This is a genomic window from Micromonospora marina (assembly GCF_900091565.1).
Taxonomy (GTDB): Bacteria; Actinomycetota; Actinomycetes; order Mycobacteriales; family Micromonosporaceae; genus Micromonospora; species Micromonospora marina.
Genome location: NZ_FMCV01000015.1, coordinates 35919 through 51275, shown reverse-complemented (window position 1 = coordinate 51275; position 15357 = coordinate 35919). Strand labels below are relative to the sequence as shown.

Here is a 15357-nt window from a genome sequence, read left to right as displayed (position 1 = left end):
CGGTCCCTGCCGATCCCCTGTCACATTCCCCAGCCGTTCGGTCGCGTCAGACACATGCTGCACGGAGATTACCGGTTGTCCCGACCGTCACGGGGCAACTCCGCGAGGCGGATCACCCGGGCGGGAGATGCGCCAACTGCACCAGGCGCACCCCCTCCCGGCGCGTGACCAGCCGCGCCCGCCCCGGGGGCAGCGGCCCGGCCTTCACCTGACCGACGAGCGCGCCCTCCTCCGGGCCGCCCGACATCACCAGCCCGGCCGTGGACAGCTCGCGCAGCCGCTGCACGATCGGCTCGTACGCGGTCCGCCCGGCGCCGCCGGTACGCCGCGCCAGCACCAGATGCAGCCCGACGTCCCGCGCGTGCGGCAGGTGTTCCTCAAGCGCCCGCAACGGATTCGTCGGCCCGCCCGCCACCAGGTCGTAGTCGTCCACCAGCACGAACAGCTCCGGCCCCGTCCACCACGACCGGCTGCGCAGCTGCGCCGGGGTCACCTCCGGGCCCGGCTGCCGCCCCTGCAGGTAGCCGGCGGCCGACTCGATCAGCTCGGCGGTGTGCGGCGCCGCGGTGCCGTACCCGATCAGGTGCGGCGTCTCGATCACGCCCATCAGGCTGCGCCGGTAGTCCACGAGCATCACCCGGGCCTGCTCCGGGGTGAACCGGTTGACGATCGAGGTGGCGAGCGCCCGCAGGAACGACGACTTGCCGCACTCGGCGTCGCCGAAGACCAGGAAGTTCGGCTCGGTGGCGAAGTCCAGCACCACCTGGGACAGGTCCGCCTCGGCCACGCCGATCGGGAACGCCAGCCCGCTCGTCGCGCTCTGGTCCAGCTCGGCGTACGGCAGCACCGGCGGGAGCAGGCGCACCCGGGGAGCCGGCGGACCGGTCCACGCGCCGGCGACCACCTTGACCAGGTCGGCGGTCTCCGCACCGAGCGTGTCGACGCGGGGTTCGGCGGTGAGGAAGTGCAGTCCGCCCGCGGTGATGCCACGGCCCGGACACTCGTCCGGCACGGTGGCCGCCAGCGCCCGCTTGACCACCACCGAGTCCGCCGGGTCGCCGAGGCGCAACTCCAGCCGGGAGCCGAACAGGTCGCGGATCGCCGGGCGGAAGTCCGACCAGCGCAGCGCGCTCGCCACCACGTGCACGCCGTACGCCAGGCCCCGGGTGGCGAGCTCGGTGACCAGCGGTTCCAGGTCCTCGAACTCGCCGCGTAGCGTGTTCCAGCCGTCCACCACCAGGAACACGTCCCCGAACGGGTCCGGCGCGCCCGTCGCCCGCCGCCGTCGCCACGCGGCCATCGACTCCACGCCGGCCTCGGCGAAACGCCGCTCCCGCTCCGCCAGCAGGCCGGCGACCTCGCCGACGGTACGCCGCACGGCGGTGCCGTCGGTCCGCCCGCTGACGCCGCCCACGTGCGGCAGGTCGCGCAGCGTGCCGAGCGTCCCGCTGCCGAAGTCGAGGCAGTAGATTTGCACCTCGGCCGGGGTGTGGGTGAGCGCGAGCGCGCAGACCAGGGTGCGCAGCAGGCTGGACCGGCCGCTACGGGTGGTGCCGACCACCGCGACGTGCCCGGCCGCGCCGTCCAGCGCCAGCCAGAGCAGGTCACGCCGCTGCTCGAACGGCTTGTCCACCACCGCCACCGGCACCTGCAGCGCCCCGTGCAGCTCCGGATTCGCCACCGTGAGCCCGCGTACCGGGTCGGCGCCGACCGGGCCGAGCAGCTCGTCCAGGGTGGGCGAGGCGTCCAGCGGCGGCAGCCACACCTGGTGCGCGGGCGGGCCCTGCCCGGCCAGCCGGTCCACGAGCAGGTCCAGCAGCGTCTCACCGCCGTCGTCCTCGGCGGGTGGCGCGACCGGCGCGGGCGGCTCCGGCACCGGGACCAGGTGGGTGGAGAACGCGAGCACGCGTGCCTCACCGGCACCGGACGCGCCCGCCGCGCCGCCGCGGCGGCGGACCGCGCCGGAGACGTACGCGGCCTTGAACCGGACCAGCGGATCGGTGCCGGCGCGCAGGTATCCGTGCCCGGGGCTGCGCGGCAGCTCGTGCGCGTCCGGCACACCCAGCACCGTCCGGGACTCCAGCGCCGAGAACGTCCGCAACCCGATCCGGTACGACAGGTGCGTGTCCAGTCCGCGCAGCCGCCCCTCCTCCAGCCGCTGGCTCGCCAGCAGCAGGTGCACACCCAGTGACCGGCCCAGCCGGCCGATCTGCACGAACAGGTCGATGAAGTCCGGCTTGGCGGACAGCAGCTCGGAGAACTCGTCGCAGATCAGCAGCAGCGACGGCAGCGGGGCCAGCGGCGAACCGGCCGCCCGGGCCCGCTCGTAGTCGCGCACGCCGGCGAAGTTGCCGGCCCGGCGCAGCAGCTCCTGCCGGCGCATCAGCTCGCCGTTGATCGCGTCCACCATCCGGTCCACGAGCGGCAGCGCGTCGGCCAGGTTGGTGATCACGGCGGCGGTGTGCGGCAGCCGCTCGAACGGCGCGAACGTGGCGCCGCCTTTGAAGTCGACGAGCACGAAGTTGAGCTGCTCCGAACTGTGCGTGGCGGCCAGGCCGAGCACGAGCGTGCGCAGCAGCTCCGACTTGCCCGAGCCGGTCGCGCCGATCAGCAGGCCGTGCGGACCCATGCCGTCCTGCGCCGACTCCTTCAGGTCGAGGTCGATCGCCCCGCCGTCGGCCCCCACCCCGATCGGCACCCGCAGCCGGTCCCGTGCGGCCCGGGGCGCCCCGCCCTGCTCGGCGGTGAAGCTCTCCGGGTCGCCGAGCCCCAGCAGCTCGGGCAGGCCCAGCTCGGCGCCGGGTGGGGCGTCGGGCCCGCGTACCGTGCCGGCGAGCCGCAGCGGCGCGAGCCGCCGGGCCACCGCCTCGGCGTCGGCGGGCGCCAGCGCGTCGGCGGCGCCCACCTCGGCGTGACCCTCGGCGGAGTGCGAGTGCAGCCGGCCGTCGACCAGGTCGAGCAGGAGCGCGTACCGGTCGAGCAGCCGGGGCGGCGGGGTGTCCAGGTCGAGCACGGTGACCGCGTCGATGCCGCCGTCACCGGCCAGGTCGGTCGCGCCGGTCAGGTCGCCGCCGTCGAGCACCACCACGACGTGCGGGCCGTCGGTAGCGGTGCCGTGCGGGCTGAACCGGGACCGGGCGCCGAGCACGTCGTCGAGCAGCCGTTCCAGGTCGGCGGCGGAGCTGGTGACCAGCCGCACCGGGCCCAGCGCGTCGGTACGCACCGGATGGTGGGCGTGCGGCAGCCACTTCACCCACTCCCAGGCGGTCCGGCGTTCCGGCCCGGCGCAGACCGCGATCAGCAGCTCGTCCGGCGCGTGGAAGACGGCGAGCTGGGTGAGCACCGCCCGGGCCAGCGCCTGCGCGGCGGGCGATCCGCCCCCGCGTACCGGACCGGCCGGTCCGCGCACGAAGACCCGGGCGAAACTACGCAGCGACAGCGCCACCGGCAGATCCGGCACCACCGAGTACGCGTCCAGGAAGCGCCGCAGCGCCCCGGCCGTCATGGGTTCCAGCTCCTCCAGCGGACGGGTGACCGGCGGGACCAAAGGGGTGGCCAGCGTCTGCGGGCCCACACCGACCCGGACCACGGCGAAGTCCGGGTCGCCCGGCCGCCGTTCCCAGACCCGGTGACTGTCGACTGTCGACCAGAGCCGCCCCGGCTCGGGATGACGGTAGGACAGCCCGGCCCGCTGGGCGCCGGCGGTCTCCCGCACCCGGCGGCGGAGCGTGGCCAGGTGGCGCAGGTACTCCCGGCGGGCGGCCATCAGCTCGGACTTCTTCGGCCCGGCGCTGCCCCAGGTGGTCACCAGCATCGCCAGCGAGGAGAGGCCGAACATGCCGCCGACCACGTACGAGTAGGCACCGCCACCGCGACCGAACATCATCGCCATGGCCACCGTCCCGCCGAGCATCGGCAGCACCATCAGCGCCTGCTGCCAGCGCCCACCGGCGGCGGCGGGGATCTCCGGCGGCGCCTCGACGGGCAGCTCACCGACCGGGATCTCCGGCGCCGGGCGGCGTGGTGGCCGCTTGATGACGACAGTGGACACTCACCCTCCCCGGAAGTGGCTCTGGGTAACCCGAGCCTGGCTCATGGTAGGTAAAGTCCTCTCGTCCGTCAGCCCACTCCCTCCGCCGATATGGAGATGCCTCGATGACAAGCGGGCTCGCCCGGGTCACGATCAGCGCGCCCAGGCGGCGAGTCGACGTGGCCCTACCGGAGCAGGTCCCCCTGGCCGAGTTGCTGCCCGAGGTGCTCCGGCACGCGGGCGAGGGACTGGCCGACGACGGGGAGCGGCACGGCGGGTGGGTGCTGCGCCGGACCGACGGCGCCGTGCTCGCCACCGCCCAGGCGCTGCTGCCGCAGGGCGTTCGCGACGGCGAGGTGCTGCATCTGGTGCCGGCTCGCGCCCAGTGGCCCGAACTGGAGTACGACGACGTGGTCGAGGCGATCGTGGACGGCGCCCGGCGCCGGGGCGCCGCCTGGTCGGGCCACGCCACCCGGGCCGCCGCGCTCGCAGGTGCCGCCGTACCCCTGGCGGTCGGGCTGGTCGCCGTCGTCGCGGGCGGGCCGGGCGCGCGTGGCTGGCCGGTCGCCGCGGCGGTCGCCCTGATCCTGGTGCTCACCGCCGTCGCCGCGTCCCGGGCGTACGGGGACGGCCCGGTCGGCGCCACGCTCGGCGGGTACGCCCTGCCGTGGGCCGCGGTGGCCGGAGCGCTGGCCGTCACCTCCGGCGATCCGGTCGGCCCGATCCCCGGCCTGCGCTGGGTGGGTGCCCCCGAACTGCTCGTCGGCTCGGTGGCGCTGCTGCTCGCGGCGGTGCTCGGCCTGCTCGGCGTGGCCAGCCGGTCCCGCGTCTCGGTGGCCGGGGTGACGGTCGGATCGACGGGCGTGGCGGCCGCGTTCGGCGGGATGCTGCTCGACCCGGACGGCACCGCCGCCGTCCTGCTCGCCGTGCTGGTGTTCGCGCTCGGCGGGCTGCCGCTGCTGGCCATCCGGGTCGGCAAGCTGCCGCTGCCGCCGCTCACCCTGCCCAGCCCGGCCGGCACCCGGGACCTGCCGGACCGGGGGCGGGTGCACGCGGCGGTGGCGCGCGCCGAGGAGGTGCTCACCGGGATGCTGCTCGGCCACGCGGTGCTGGCCGTCGGCGCGGTCGCGGTGCTCGTCTCCGTCGGCCGGACCGCCGGGCTGCTGCTCGCCGCCGTCACCGGTGGGGTCCTGCTGCTGCGTTCGCGCCTGTTCGTGGCGGTACGGCACCGGGTGCCCGCGATCGTCGCCGGGCTGACCGGGTTCGCCCTGCTCGGCGTGGTGCTGGCCGACCGTGCCGGTCCGGGTGGCCGTCTCGCGCTGACGGTGGGCGGGCTGGCCCTGGCCCTGACGGCGGTCACCGCCGGGGCCACGTACGCCCGTCGTCCGGTCTCCCCGTACCTCGGCCGGCTGGCCGACCTGACCGACACCGCGCTCGTGGTCGCGGTCGTGCCGGTGGCCTGCGCGGTGCTCGGCCTCTACGACCGGGCCCGCGACCTGCTCGCCTGAACACGCGCGAGGCCCGGGTCGCCAGACGCGACCCGGGCCTGCGGCAGGTGTGCGCGTCAGTGCAGCGTCTCGCCGCGCTCCTCGGCCTCCTTGGCACGCCGGTACGACGCGGCGATCTCCGCCTCGGCCTCGACCCGGCCCACCCAGGTCGCGCCCTCGACCGACTTGCCCGGCTCCAGGTCCTTGTAGACCTCGAAGAAGTGCTGGATCTCCAGCCGGTCGAACTCGCCCAGGTGGTGGATGTCGCGCAGGTGCTCCTGACGCGGGTCCTCGTAGGGCACGCAGAGGACCTTGTCGTCGCCGCCCTTCTCGTCGGTCATCCGGAACATGCCGATCGTGCGGCAGCGGATCAGGCAGCCCGGGAACGTCGGCTCCGGCACCAGCACCAGCGCGTCCAGCGGGTCGCCGTCCTCGCCCAGGGTGCCCTCGATGAACCCGTAGTCGGCCGGGTACTGGGTGGAGGTGAAGAGGGTGCGGTCCAGCCGGATGCGGCCGGTCGCGTGGTCCACCTCGTACTTGTTGCGGTGACCCTTGGGGATCTCAACCGTGACGTCGAAATCCATCTTCCACGCTCCCTCGTCTGCCCACGCTGGCTAACGGAAACCAGCGGCTCACCGCCGGCGCGGGGTGAACGCCCCCCGTCGGCTCCGGCCGCCGCATAGTGTTCGGACCGAAGTAGTGTCGCCCAAGGCGATTTCGAACGGGGAGGAGGGGGCCGTGGGGAGGGAAGATTCACACTACCGCCCCGAGAGGGTTGACGGGCGCGGGTCCGCCGGCTCCGGTTCCGGCGGTGCCACCGGGCGGGTGTCCGTCCCCGGGGCGAACGTGCCTCATCGTCCCTCTCCGCCCGCCGGGTCCGCCCGCGTCGGCCCGGCGCACCACGGCTCCGACCCGGCGAGCGGCTCGGCCCGCGTCGGGCCGCCGCACGACCCGACGGTGCCGCTGAACTGGCCCGGCGCGCCGGCACCGATCCCGGTCAGCCCGCCGGTCCCGCCGGTCGCCGCCGCGCCGCCCGTACCCTCCGGGCCGCCCCCGGGCCGGCCGCGACGCGGCCGGCGGCTCGTCGCGGCGCTCGCCTGCGTGCTCGTGCTGGCCGTGGCGGTGGCCGGGCTCGCGGTGTTGCGTCCCGGCCCGGTCGCCGGGTGGCTGGGCGACGACGACAGCACGGGTCCGGCGGCCGCCACCTCGCCCGAGCCCTCCCCGCAGGCCGTGCTGGCCGGGCCGGACGGCAACGCCCCGCTGCCCACCGGGGCCGGCATCCGCGCCGCCCTGGACCCGCTGGTCCGCGCCGCCGCGCTCGGCGACCGGGTGCACGTGTCGGTGGCCGACGTGAGCACCGGCCAGGCGCTCTACGGCAGCGGTCAGGACACGGCCACCGTGCCCGCCTCGGTGACCAAACTGGCGACCGGCGTGGCGGTGCTCGCGGCCCGCGGCACGGCCCACCGGATCCCGACCCGGGCGGTGGCCGGGGCCAACCCGGGCGAGGTGGTGCTGGTCGGCGGCGGTGACCCCACGCTCGCCGTGGACAAGAACGGCTTCTACCCGGGCGCGGCCCGGCTCGACGACCTCGCCGCCCAGGTGCGCGACGCGCTCGGCGGCACCGCCCCGACCAAGGTGATAGTCGACTCGTCGCTGTTCAGCGGTCCGGTCTTCGAGCCCGGCTGGGACGCCGACATCCCCACCGGCGGATTCGGCGCGGCGATCACCGCGTTGATGACCGACGGCGCCCGGAAGGACCCGGTCCAGGCGCGGCGCACCGCCGAGCAGACCAACCACGCCGCCGAGCGGGTGCCGCAGCCCGACCTGACCGCCGGCCGGCAGTTCGCCAAGCTGCTCGGGCTGAGCGGCGGCGCCGCCCAGGTGGCCCGGGGCACCGCGCCGGCCGCGACCGGCGCCACCGGTACGGCCCCCGGTGCCGAGCTGGGGAAGGTCGAGTCCCTGCCGATGATCCGGCTGGTCGACATCATGATCAGCGACAGCGACAACGTGATCGCCGAGGCGATGGCCCGCCAGGTGGCGCTCGCCAAGGGCAAGCCCGGCTCGTTCGCCGGCGGCGCGGCGGCCACCGACCAGGTGCTGGGCGAGCTGGGCCTGCCCGCGGGCGAGATCAGCCTGGCCGACGGCAGCGGGCTGTCCCGCACCAACCGGATCAGCCCGTCGCTGCTCACCGACCTGATCACGCTCGCCGGCAACGGCAGCCACCCCGAGCTGGCCGCGATCTTCGGCGGCCTGCCGGTCGGCGGCTGGTCCGGCACGCTCGACGAGCGCTACCGGGCGGCGGCGACCCGCGCCGGAGCGGGCGTCGTCCGCGCCAAGACCGGCACGCTCAGCGGCGTCAACGCGATCGCCGGCACGGTGACCACAGCCGACGGCCGGCTGCTCACGTTCGCCGTGCTCACCGACCGGACGCAGGGCTCACTGGACGAGACCCGGGCGGCCCTGGACCGGATCAGCTCCGCGCTGGCCGGGTGCGGCTGCCGCTGACCGACGGGCGTCGATCGGCCCGCGCGAGCCCGGGTGGGGGTGTTCCGGCGCGGGTACGGTGGGTTCATGGCGCAGTTCGTGGACTGGGATCTGGCCGCCGCTACCGCGGGGGCGCTGAGCAAGTCGGGCCCCCGGGTGTCGTACGCCGAGGCCACCGACGTGGTCGGCGACCTGCGCCGGCTGACCGACGAGGCGGCCGGTCACGTCGCCGACTACACCGGCCTGCGCGCGCAGGTCGCCCACCCGCCGGTCCGCGTGGTCGACCGCCGTGACTGGGCGGCGGCCAACATCGCCGGGCTGCGTGAGGTGGTGTCCCCGCTGGTCGAGCGCCTCTCCGGCGACAAGCGGCCGGGCCCGCTCACCGAGGCGATCGGCTCCCGGGTGACAGGCGTGCAGGCCGGCACCGTGCTGGCGTACCTCTCCGGCCGCGTGCTCGGCCAGTACGAGGTGTTCGCCGGCGACCCCGGCCAACTGCTGCTGGTGGCGCCGAACATCCTGGAGGTCGAACGGAAGCTCGGTGCCGACTCGCGCGACTTCCGGCTCTGGGTGTGCCTGCACGAGGTCACCCACCGCACGCAGTTCACCGCCGTGCCGTGGATGCGCGCGTACTTCCTCGGCGAGGTGCAGGCGTTCGTGGACGCCTCCCAGGGCGGCGAGCACCTGCTGGAACGGCTCCGCCGCGGCGTGGCGACGCTCTCCGACGCGGTGAAGGATCCGGAGAGCCGGGCCAGCGTGCTGGACATCGTGCAGACCCCGGCCCAGCGCGCCGTGCTGGACCGGCTGACCGCGCTGATGACGCTGCTGGAGGGGCACGCCGAGTTCGTGATGGACGGCGTGGGTCCGCAGGTCATCCCGAGCGTCGAGTCGATCCGGGCGGCGTTCAACCGGCGCCGCGAGTCCGGCAACCCGCTGGAGAAGGCGATCCGACGGCTGCTCGGCATCGAGGTCAAGATGCGCCAGTACGCCGAGGGCCGCAAGTTCGTGCACGGCGTGGTCGACCGGGTGGGGATGACGGGCTTCAACAAGATCTTCTCCTCCCCGCTGACGCTGCCCCGCCTGGACGAGCTGGGTGACCCGGACGCCTGGGTGTCCCGCGTACACGGGCCGGCCGGTGCCACCCCGTCCGTCGGCTGATCCGCCCGGTCCGGCTGGTTCCGCTGGTTCGGCTGGTTCCGCTGGCCGGGCTGGTTCCGGCACGCGATCGCGCCGCTCTCCGTCGCCCGCTCCCGCCGTCGCCGCGGTGCGGCTCGCTCTCCGCCGGGTGCTGACCGGCCTGCCGGGCACCGGCCCGGTGCTGGTGGCCTGCTCCGGCGGGGCCGACTCGCTCGCGCTCGCCGCCGCCACCGCGTTCGTGGCCCCCCGGCTCGGGCGGCCGGCGGGCCTGGTGACCGTCGACCACGGCCTGCAAGCCGGGTCCGCGGAACGGGCCGAGGCGGTCGCCGGCTGGGCCCGCGCCGAAGGGCTCGACCCGGTCGAGGTGCTTCCGGTACGCGTGGACGGCCGGCCCGGCGGCCCGGAGGCGTCCGCCCGGGAGGCCCGGTACGAGGCGCTGATCGCCGTCGCCCGCCGGTACGACGCCGCCGGGGTGCTGCTCGGGCACACCCGCGACGACCAGGCCGAGACCGTCCTGCTGGCGCTGGCCCGGGGCGCCGGACCGCGCGGACTGTCCGGGATGCCGCAGCGGCGCGACGTCACCGGGGTACCCCTGCTGCGCCCGCTACTCGACGTCCCGCGCGCCGACACCCGGGCCGCCTGCGAAGCGCTCGGACTCGACCCGTGGGCGGATCCGCACAACGCCGATCCCGCGTACGCCCGGGCGCGGGTCCGTACCGGCGCGTTGCCGGCGCTCGTCGAGGCGCTGGGGCCGGCAGTGGTGGCGAACCTCGCCCGTACCGCCGGGTTGCTCGCGGCCGACAACGCCGCGCTCGACGCGCTCGCCGACACCGCGCTCGCCGACGTCCGGACCGAGGCGGGCGGGCTGTCCGTCGCCGGGCTCGCCGGGTTGCCGGCCGCCGTCCGTACCCGGGTGCTGCACGCCTGGGCCCGCGAGCTGGGCGCGACGCCGGCCGCGCTGTCCCACAGTCACGTTGCCGCGCTGGACGCCCTGGTCACGGCGTGGCACGGACAGGGCCCGGTGCACCTACCCGGCAACCACCGGGTACGCCGCCAGGCAGGCCACCTCCTGCCCTAGCTCGGCACGGGCCGACCCCGCCCGCACCGGTTGATCAAGGACTATTGGTCACGCTCCGGCTCTGCCCAGCCCGCACACTCCTTGATCACCGCCGCAGGGGTGGGGGTGTCAGGTGGGTTGGCGGTCCCGGAAGGTCGTGCGGTAGGCCAGCGGGGTGGTGCCGACCCGGCGGGTGAAGTGGTGCCGCAGGGCCGCCGCGTCGCCGAATCCGGCCTGCTCGGCGACGCCCTCCACGCTCAGTGAGGTGTCCTCCAGCAGGTGCCGGGCCAGCAGCACCCGCTGGTTGGTCAACCAGTCGTGCGGGGTGGTGCCGGTCTCGGCGCGGAACCGGCGGGCGAACGTACGCGGGGCCATCCCGGCCCGGGCCGCCAGCTCGTCCACTGTCACCTGCCGGCGCAGGTGCCCCATCAGCCACTCCAGCACGGGTTCCAGTGTGGGTGCCTCCGGCGCCTTCGGGATCGGTGCCTCGACGTACTGCGACTGGCCGCCGTCGCGGTGCGGCGGCACGACCATCCGGCGGGCCAGCCGGGTCGCCACCGCCGAGCCGTGCTCCTGGCGCACCAGATGCAGGCAGGCGTCGATGCCGGCGGCGGTGCCGGCGCTGGTGAGCAGCCGGTCGTCCTGCACGTAGAGCGAGTCGCACTGGACCCGGGCGGCCGGGAAGCGCTGCTGGAGTTCGTCGGTGTACCGCCAGTGGGTGGTGCAGTCGCGCCCGTCGAGCACGCCCGCCTCGCCGAGGACGAACGCGCCGGCGCAGACGCTCAGCAGCCAGGCACCCCGGTCGGCGGCGCGGCGCAGGGCGGCGAGCACCGGCTCGGGGATCGGGCTGCCGTCGGCGTGCGCGGGCACCGCCACCAGGTCGGCGTCCTCGACCGGGCCGAGGTCGGCGGTGGGGGTGAGCAGGAAGCCGGAGCGGCTGCGGACCGCGCTGCCGTCGGCGGTGCAGACGTCGAACCGGTATCCGGGGAAGCCGTCGGCGGTGCGGTCGGTGCCGAAGACCTCGGCGAGCACGCCGAGTTCGAACGCGGCGACCTGGTCCATGGCGATGACGGCGACCGAGCGGAGCATGTGACGAGGGTAACCCGGCAGGTGGCAGGAAATCGATGTTCAATGACATTCCTGCCACTGTTCGGGTGGGCGGGTGGCCCGCAGAATCATTTGTGTCCGGTGCGCACCGGCGGCGGAAACAGTCCCCACCATGCGAAAGCGAGCGCCGCCATGACCGTTCTGCTGCTCCTGCTCTTCCTGCTTCTGCTCGTGGGCGCCAGCGCCTTCGGGTTCACCGCCGACACCCGCGACTCGGCCGACTGGAAGCCGAGCGACGACGGGCAGCGCTGGCGCTCCCGTACCTGCTGAGGTGATTTAATCGGTTCGCGCTAAAAAATCCCCGGCGGGACCGCGCCGAAAGGGGCGGCCCCGCCGACGGCGGCACCGGGGCGTACGGCAGGCTAGGAGCATGGCTGACGGCTCCTGGTACGACGCCGACATCGACCACGTGATCATCTCGGAGGCGCAGATCCGCGACAAGACCGCGGAACTGGCCAAGCAGGTCTCGGCGGACTACGCCCACGTCGAGGACGGCCTGCTGCTCGTGTGTGTACTCAAGGGAGCGGTCATGTTCATGGCCGACTTCGCCCGTGCGCTGGGCCGCCAGGGCCCGCCCGCCGAGCTGGAGTTCATGGCCGTCTCGTCCTACGGCCAGGGCACCACCTCGTCCGGCGTGGTCCGCATCCTCAAGGACCTGGACCGGGACATCGCGGGCCGCCACGTGGTGGTCGTCGAGGACATCGTCGACTCCGGCCTGACGCTGTCCTGGCTGCTGCGCTACCTGGAGTCGCGCTCCGCGGCGAGCGTCGAGGTGGTCGCGCTGTTCCGCAAGCCGGACGCGGTCAAGGTGCAGGTCCCGGTCAAGTACGTCGGGTTCGACATCCCCACCGAGTTCGTCGTGGGCTACGGGCTCGACTTCGGCGAGCGTTACCGCGAGGTGCCCTACGTCGGGGTGCTCAAGCCCGAGGTGTACGCGCGGGCCTGAGAGGTCTGCCGAGCCCGTCGTCAGCTGACATTCAGCGGGCTCTCAGTCTTCCGGTCTACGGTAGGACCGGTGACGTGGAGGCACCCTCCACGCCCGGCCCCTCGAACCGCGTGACCGTGCGGTGTGGGCGGGCCGGGTGGGAGCTCCCCGCCACGCCGGCGCCAAACCCGGGTTCGCCCTACGCGTAAGTGCCGGGCTCGCAAGCTCACGCGTCGCCCGAACGGTGTACCGTCGAATGACCGTGGTGCGGCAGTTTGCGTGCCCCGGGGGTCGGGCCGGCCCGCACGGCGGCCCCGGCCGCCGCTCAAGGCGGCGACACCATTCAGACGGTCAGGACGTCGATCAGGAGGATGCGGGCGCCTCGGCACCCGACTACAGCATGGAACGTACGCGTTTCTTCCGCCGACCGGTGGTCTGGATCATCCTGGTCATCCTCGGCGCCGTTGTGCTCAGTCAACTGTTCACCGCTGGTCCCAGCTACCACCGGGTGGACACGTCCGTCGCGCTCGACCAGCTCAACAAGGGCGGCATCGAGAAGGTCGTCTTCCAGGACAAGGAGCAGACGCTCCAGCTCGACCTGAAGGACAAGGCCAAGTTCGACGGCGACACCACCACTGACAAGATCGAGGCGCAGTTCCCGTACGAGGTCGGCGGCCAGGTCTGGAACCAGGTACGCGAGGCCGAGGCGGCGGACCGCATCACCGGCCCGGTCGACACCAAGGTGTCGTCGGACAGCATCTGGGTCAGCCTGCTGGTCAACCTGCTTCCCATCGCGCTGCTCGTGCTCCTGCTGCTGTTCTTCATGTCGCAGATGCAGGGCGGCGGCTCCCGGGTGCTCAACTTCGGCAAGTCCAAGGCGAAGATGATCACCAAGGACACGCCGAAGACCACCTTCGCGGACGTCGCGGGGGCGGAGGAGGCCGTCGAGGAACTGCACGAGATCAAGGACTTCCTGCAGAACCCGGCGAAATACCAGGCCCTGGGCGCCAAGATCCCGAAGGGCGTGCTGCTGTTCGGCCCGCCCGGTACCGGTAAGACGCTGCTGGCCCGCGCGGTCGCCGGCGAGGCCGGCGTGCCCTTCTACTCCATCTCCGGTTCCGACTTCGTCGAGATGTTCGTCGGTGTCGGCGCCAGCCGTGTCCGCGACCTGTTCGAGCAGGCCAAGTCGAACGCCCCGGCGATCGTCTTCGTCGACGAGATCGACGCGGTCGGCCGCCACCGCGGCGCCGGCATGGGCGGCGGCCACGACGAGCGGGAGCAGACGCTCAACCAGCTCCTGGTCGAGATGGACGGCTTCGACACCAAGGGCGGCGTCATCCTGATCGCCGCCACCAACCGGCCGGACATCCTCGACCCGGCGCTGCTGCGCCCGGGCCGGTTCGACCGGCAGATCCCGGTCGACGCCCCCGACATGGAGGGCCGCAAGGCCATCCTGCGGGTGCACGCCAAGGGCAAGCCGTTCACGCCCGACGTCGACCTCGACGCGGTCGCCCGGCGTACCCCGGGCTTCAGCGGTGCCGACCTGGCCAACGTGATCAACGAGGCCGCGCTGCTCACCGCTCGTAAGGAGCAGCGGGCGATCACCAACGACTCCCTGGAGGAGTCGATCGACCGGGTGATCGCCGGCCCGCAGCGCCGGACCCGTGTGATGAGCGACCAGGAGAAGAAGATCACCGCGTACCACGAGGGTGGGCACGCGCTGGTCGCCTGGGCGCTGCCGCACGCCGCCCCGGTGCACAAGGTGACCATCCTGTCCCGGGGTCGCTCGCTGGGTCACACGCTCGTCCTCCCGACCGAGGACAAGTACACCCAGACCCGGGCCGAGATGATCGACACCCTGGCGTACGCGCTGGGTGGTCGGGCGGCCGAGGAGCTGGTCTTCCACGAGCCCACCACCGGCGCCGGCAACGACATCGAGAAGGCCACGCAGCTGGCCCGCGCGATGATCACGCAGTACGGCATGAGCTCCAAGCTCGGTGCGATCAAGTACGGCACCAGCGGCGACGAGCCGTTCCTCGGCCGCAACATGGGCCACGAGCGGGACTACTCCGACGCGGTGGCCGCCGAGATCGACGGTGAGATGCGCGCGCTGATCGAGCTGGCCCACGACGAGGCCTGGGAGATCCTGGTGGAATACCGGGACGTCCTGGACAACATGGTCCTGGAGCTAATGGAGAAGGAGACTCTCTCCACCGCCGACATGGCCCGGATCTGCGCACGCGTGGTCAAGCGCCCGCCGATGGCGCCGTACCACGGCTTCGGCAAGCGTCAGCCCTCCACCGAGCCGCCGGTGCTCACCCCGGCCGAGAAGGAGGCGCTGGCCACGCAGGCCCGCGCCGACGCCGCCGCATCGATCGGTGGTTCCAGCAACAACTCGGACGGTACGCACTGAACAGCGATCCGACGACGGCCGGCTCCCACCACAGGGAGTCGGCCGTCTCCGCGACCGAGCCGGACGGCGACGACGCGCTCGACTACGTGGCCGCGCGCCTGATCAGCGGCAAACTCACCGGTGGCCCGGTGGAGGACAGCGTCGACCTCGCCCGGATCGAGAAGGCGGTCCGCGAGATCCTCATCGCGGTCGGCGAGGATCCGGACCGCGACGGCCTCCAGCAGACGCCGGCCCGGGTCGCCCGCGCGTACGCCGAACTCTTCGCCGGCCTGCGGGTCGACCCGGCGCAGGTGCTCCGCACCACGTTCGAGGCCAACCACGAGGAGCTGGTGCTCGTTCGGGACATCGACGTGATGAGCCTCTGCGAGCACCACCTGCTGCCGTTCCGGGGCAGCGCGCACATCGGCTACATCCCGGGCCCGGACGGCCGGATCACCGGCCTGTCCAAGCTGGCCCGGCTGGTCGAGGTGTTCGCCCGCCGGCCGCAGGTGCAGGAACGGCTCACCTCGCAGATCGCCGACCTCCTGATGTCCAGCCTCGCCCCGCGCGGCGTGATCGTGGTGCTGGAGTGCGAGCACATGTGCATGGCGATGCGCGGCATCCAGAAGTCGGGCGCGAAGACCATCACCTCCGCAGTGCGCGGCGGCCTCCAGAACGACGCGAAGTCGCGGGCCGAGGCGATGACGCTGATCATGGCCCGCTGACCCCACCGGCACCGGC

General features: G+C 73.9%; 11 protein-coding genes. 8 read left to right on the top strand and 3 right to left on the bottom strand.

All coding sequences use genetic code 11. The features are described from left to right. Nucleotides 1–112 precede the first annotated feature (112 nt). Nucleotides 113–4051, bottom strand: a complete 3939-nt coding sequence (gene eccCa, locus GA0070215_RS18110) for a type VII secretion protein EccCa (protein WP_091047730.1) — start codon at nt 4049–4051, stop codon at nt 113–115. 104 nt (nt 4052–4155) lie between these two features. On the opposite strand from eccCa, the gene eccD reads away from it, so the two are divergent. Beyond that, a complete protein-coding gene (eccD, locus tag GA0070215_RS18105; protein ID WP_091047726.1) occupies nt 4156–5538 on the top strand; it encodes a type VII secretion integral membrane protein EccD in 1383 nt (460 codons plus the stop codon). A gap of 56 nt (nt 5539–5594) precedes the next feature. Here the strand turns inward: eccD and GA0070215_RS18100 are convergent, their stop codons facing one another. Continuing rightward, complete coding sequence (locus tag GA0070215_RS18100; protein ID WP_013288994.1) at nt 5595–6101, bottom strand: inorganic diphosphatase; 507 nt, start codon at nt 6099–6101, stop codon at nt 5595–5597. Between the two features lie 517 nt (nt 6102–6618). Here GA0070215_RS18100 and dacB point away from each other — a divergent pair. The 3 genes from dacB (at nt 6619) to tilS (ending at nt 10213) form a co-directional block, all read left to right on the top strand. Then, complete coding sequence (gene dacB, locus GA0070215_RS18095; protein ID WP_196806735.1) at nt 6619–8022, top strand: D-alanyl-D-alanine carboxypeptidase/D-alanyl-D-alanine endopeptidase; 1404 nt, start codon at nt 6619–6621, stop codon at nt 8020–8022. A 66-nt stretch (nt 8023–8088) separates the two neighbouring features. Continuing rightward, a complete protein-coding gene (locus GA0070215_RS18090; RefSeq protein ID WP_026268179.1) occupies nt 8089–9156 on the top strand; it encodes a zinc-dependent metalloprotease in 1068 nt (355 codons plus the stop codon). A gap of 106 nt (nt 9157–9262) precedes the next feature. Beyond that, the gene (gene tilS / locus GA0070215_RS18085) at nt 9263–10213 is read left to right on the top strand and encodes a tRNA lysidine(34) synthetase TilS (protein WP_091047719.1); all 951 of its coding nucleotides are present in this window, start codon (nt 9263–9265) and stop codon (nt 10211–10213) included. A gap of 108 nt (nt 10214–10321) precedes the next feature. On the opposite strand, the gene GA0070215_RS18080 is transcribed toward tilS, so the two are convergent. Next, complete coding sequence (locus GA0070215_RS18080) at nt 10322–11281, bottom strand: GlxA family transcriptional regulator (protein WP_018786601.1); 960 nt, start codon at nt 11279–11281, stop codon at nt 10322–10324. A 150-nt stretch (nt 11282–11431) separates the two neighbouring features. Here GA0070215_RS18080 and GA0070215_RS28480 point away from each other — a divergent pair, with 150 nt between their 5' ends. From GA0070215_RS28480 to folE, 4 genes are all read left to right on the top strand, one after another. After that, complete coding sequence (locus GA0070215_RS28480) at nt 11432–11569, top strand: hypothetical protein (RefSeq protein ID WP_018786602.1); 138 nt, start codon at nt 11432–11434, stop codon at nt 11567–11569. 100 nt (nt 11570–11669) lie between these two features. Further along, nucleotides 11670–12245: a hypoxanthine phosphoribosyltransferase gene (hpt, locus tag GA0070215_RS18075; protein WP_013288988.1), complete on the top strand. Its 576-nt coding sequence runs from the start codon at nt 11670–11672 to the stop codon at nt 12243–12245. A 379-nt stretch (nt 12246–12624) separates the two neighbouring features. Further along, nucleotides 12625–14637 carry an ATP-dependent zinc metalloprotease FtsH gene (gene ftsH, locus GA0070215_RS18070; RefSeq protein WP_018786603.1) on the top strand — a complete coding sequence of 671 codons (2013 nt, stop codon included), beginning with the start codon at nt 12625–12627 and terminating at the stop codon, nt 14635–14637. An 86-nt stretch (nt 14638–14723) separates the two neighbouring features. Further along, complete coding sequence (folE, locus tag GA0070215_RS18065) at nt 14724–15341, top strand: GTP cyclohydrolase I FolE (RefSeq protein ID WP_018786604.1); 618 nt, start codon at nt 14724–14726, stop codon at nt 15339–15341. Nucleotides 15342–15357: the final 16 nt, after the last annotated feature.

Coding starts and splice junctions, on each gene's coding strand:
- eccD (WP_091047726.1), top strand. CDS start 4,156: ATGACAAGCGGGCTCGCCCGGGTCACGATCAGCGCGCCCAGGCGGCGA.
- GA0070215_RS18100 (WP_013288994.1), bottom strand. CDS start 6,101: ATGGATTTCGACGTCACGGTTGAGATCCCCAAGGGTCACCGCAACAAG.
- GA0070215_RS18090 (WP_026268179.1), top strand. CDS start 8,089: ATGGCGCAGTTCGTGGACTGGGATCTGGCCGCCGCTACCGCGGGGGCG.
- GA0070215_RS18080 (WP_018786601.1), bottom strand. CDS start 11,281: ATGCTCCGCTCGGTCGCCGTCATCGCCATGGACCAGGTCGCCGCGTTC.
- GA0070215_RS28480 (WP_018786602.1), top strand. CDS start 11,432: ATGACCGTTCTGCTGCTCCTGCTCTTCCTGCTTCTGCTCGTGGGCGCC.
- hpt (WP_013288988.1), top strand. CDS start 11,670: ATGGCTGACGGCTCCTGGTACGACGCCGACATCGACCACGTGATCATC.
- ftsH (WP_018786603.1), top strand. CDS start 12,625: ATGGAACGTACGCGTTTCTTCCGCCGACCGGTGGTCTGGATCATCCTG.